Annotated in this window: 4 protein-coding genes and 1 pseudogene; all 5 read left to right on the plus strand. The window is 73.4% G+C overall.

What is annotated here, in order from left to right:
• Positions 1–535 (plus strand): GNAT family N-acetyltransferase (locus FNQ90_RS18865; protein ID WP_228471389.1); only part of this gene is annotated, 535 nt, incomplete at its 5' end.
• Positions 532–1053: a GNAT family N-acetyltransferase gene (locus FNQ90_RS18870; protein ID WP_182607456.1), complete on the plus strand. Its 522-nt coding sequence runs from the start codon at positions 532–534 to the stop codon at positions 1051–1053. The genes FNQ90_RS18865 and FNQ90_RS18870, both read left to right, overlap by 4 nt.
• On the plus strand, positions 1046–1567 hold the full coding sequence (locus tag FNQ90_RS18875; RefSeq protein WP_182607457.1) for a hypothetical protein: 522 nt from the start codon (positions 1046–1048) through the stop codon (positions 1565–1567). Before FNQ90_RS18870 ends, FNQ90_RS18875 begins: the two co-directional genes overlap by 8 nt.
• A gap of 2 nt (positions 1568–1569) precedes the next feature.
• A complete protein-coding gene (locus tag FNQ90_RS18880; protein WP_182607458.1) occupies positions 1570–2148 on the plus strand; it encodes a GNAT family N-acetyltransferase in 579 nt (192 codons plus the stop codon).
• Positions 2145–2760, plus strand: a pseudogene (locus FNQ90_RS18885) (peptidase S41); the annotation flags it as partial. The gene FNQ90_RS18880 and the pseudogene FNQ90_RS18885, both read left to right, overlap by 4 nt.

Here is a 2760-nt window from a genome sequence, read left to right on the forward strand (position 1 = left end):
GGCCCCGGACCCGGTGACCGCCACGTCCGCCACGCCGTCGACGACCCCGGACGAGCTGGCCGTCTGGACCGCCCGTCCGATCCGCCCGGCCGACCATCCGGCGGTGCTGGCCTTCTTCGCCGAGCCCGACTTCCACTTCCGCACCGCCTGGCCCGACACCCGTGCCGAGTGGGAGGTCCTCGATCTGCTCGGTGAGGACACCCGACTGCTCCTCGTGGACGGCGTCCCGGCCGGGCTCTTCGAGGCCGAGGATATCGCCGGGGCGCACGCCTGCCACCTCCAGCTCCATCTGCGGCTCACCGCGCACATGCCGATGAGCGCCTGGACCACGGCCTACCGCGAGGTCACCCGGGCGCTGTGCTGGCAACGCGAACTGGTCCGCCTCACCGTGATGGTCGGCTCCTGGGACACCCGTGGTCTCGCCGCCGCCCGCCTCGCCGGGCTCACCGAGGAGGGCGAACTGCCCGCCGTGGTGATGCGCGACGGAGGCCGCCACGGGACCGTCTTCTTCTCGCAGATCCGGGAGCCCCGATGACCACCGCGACCACCACCCACGCGACTCCCGCGGCCGGGGCTCCCGGCGGACCGCGATTGCGCGGCTACCGGGCCGGCGACCTGCCGCTGCTCACCGGTTCCTGGTTGCCAGGCGAACTGCTCGGTCTGCCGGTTCCCGGCCGCCCACCTCTCGCCGACCCCGCCACCGTGCCGCCGCCCGCGTCCGACCGGCCGGGTGACGAACTGTACGTGCTGCCCGGCACCGCCTTCGTCCGCTTCACCGAGGTGGACTGGATCCACCGCCGCGCCCGGCTGGAGACCGGGTTCGCCCCGGGCGCCGACGCCCACGTGCGAGCGCTGCTCGACGCGGCCCTGGGCCACGCGCGCGGCACCCTCGGCCTGCGCCGGGTGTACGGCTGGGTGACACCGGGGCGCCCCGGTGCCGAGGATGTGCTGCGAGCGGTGGGACTGGCCCGGGAGGCCCGGATCCCGCACGCCCTGTGGCTCGACGGTCGGCCGGTCGGCCGGCAGATCTGGGGAATGTGCAGTGATGACTGAGACCACCGCCGTCCCGGCGCCCCGAGCCGTTCCGGCCGACACCGGCCCGACCGATGGGGGCGGCCCGTCACCGACCCCCACCCCCGCGTTGCTCACTCCCGGGGAGGCGGCCCGGGCCCTGACCGACGCCCCCGTCCGACTCACCCGCGGCTTCCTCGGACTCGACCCGGTCACCCGGAACACCGCCCTGCTCGCCCGGCAGATCACCGATCGGGAGATCCGGGTGACGCGGTACGACCGGGCGCTGCTCGGCTATACCGTCAACCCGCTCCAGCCGCGCCAGGTCATGGTGGCCACCACCTCAACCGATCCCGCACCGCTCGAGGCGCTGCTCGATTTCCTCGCCGTCTACCAACGCGCCACCTCCTTCGTAGCCGAGGTTCCCGACGGCTCCCCGGTGCTCACCGCGCTGGAGGGCTGCGGCTTCATCCCCGGCGGCATACTGCGGGGCCACCTCTTCCACACCGGCCGGTACCGCGACGTGCTGGTCCTCCACACCGACAGGGAGGGCTGACCATGCCACTCGTCACCCTGCGTCACTTCACCGAGGAGGACATCCCGGTGCGGACCGCGCTGCTGCGCGAGACGCGGTTCCAGGCGAACCTCAACGACCTGGGAGTGGTCACCTCCGACGAGGCGCTGGCCGCCCGACAGCGGAAGAGCATCACGGAGGAGCACGACATCAAGCGGCTCTTCACCATCTGCGGACCGGGCGGGGACATCGTCGGCTTCGCCTGGATCACCTCGATTGACTGGCGCAGCCAGTGCTGTGAGCTCTCCTTCGCAGTGCTGCCCCGCTATCGGGGTGCCTTCGGTGCCGCCGCGGTTGGCGCGGCCCACGCCCACATCCGCGCTGAACTCAACATGCGGGTGGTCGTCAACCAGGTGCTCGAGCACAACACCATGCTGGTCTCGACCGAGGAACTCGCCGAACGTCGTGCGGTGCGCTGCCCCTGGGACTCCTACACCCTCGGCGAGTGGCGCACCGCCTGCTACTGGACCGACAGTGAGGAAGACGTCCGCCGCAGTCGGGAGAAGAGCGACCGAAGGCGCCGCGAGATCGCGGCCCGCATTCGTTCCGGAGGCCGGACATGAACGGCGACACCGCCAGGGGCGGGGACACCGGGGCCTATCTGCACCACCCGACCATCGCCGGCGATCTGGTGGTATTCGTCTGCGAGGATGACCTGTGGACGGTCCCCGCCGAGGGCGGCGCCGCGCGCCGCCTCACCGCCGGCACCACCCCCTGCGCCGGTCCCCGGCTCTCCCCGGACGGCCGACTGGTCGCCTTCACGGGCAAGCCCGAGGGCGTCCCGGAAATCTGTCTCTTCTCCGTCGCCGAGGGCGGACCGGTCCGACGGCTCACCGCCCGGGCCGCAGCCCGCTGCACCCCGGTGGGTTGGCACCCGGAGACCGGCGAGGTCCTCTACTCCGGCACCGCCGACCGGCCCGCCGCCTTCGGCGAACGGGTCTTCGCCGTCCACCCCGACGGCGGCCCACCGCGGCTGGTCGAGGCCGGACCGGCGGTCACCCTCTCCCACGGGCCCGAGGGCGCGGTACTCATCGGCCGCAGCCTCACCGACCCCGCCCGCCGCAAGCGGTATCGGGGCGGCGCGGCCGGCGAGCTGTGGGTGGACCCGGACGGAGGCGGCTTCCGCCGCCTCCGTCCGGACGCCGCCAACCCCGCCGACCCCTGCTGGGCGGGTG

The sequence above is a fragment of the Streptomyces alkaliphilus genome (genome assembly GCF_014141535.1).
Lineage (GTDB): Bacteria > Actinomycetota > Actinomycetes > Streptomycetales > Streptomycetaceae > Streptomyces > Streptomyces alkaliphilus.

What these genes read in the sequence shown, in the direction of transcription:
- FNQ90_RS18875 (WP_182607457.1), top strand. Translation starts at nt 1,046, where the DNA reads ATGACTGAGACCACCGCCGTCCCGGCGCCCCGAGCCGTTCCGGCCGAC.
- FNQ90_RS18870 (WP_182607456.1), top strand. Translation starts at nt 532, where the DNA reads ATGACCACCGCGACCACCACCCACGCGACTCCCGCGGCCGGGGCTCCC.
- FNQ90_RS18880 (WP_182607458.1), top strand. Translation starts at nt 1,570, where the DNA reads ATGCCACTCGTCACCCTGCGTCACTTCACCGAGGAGGACATCCCGGTG.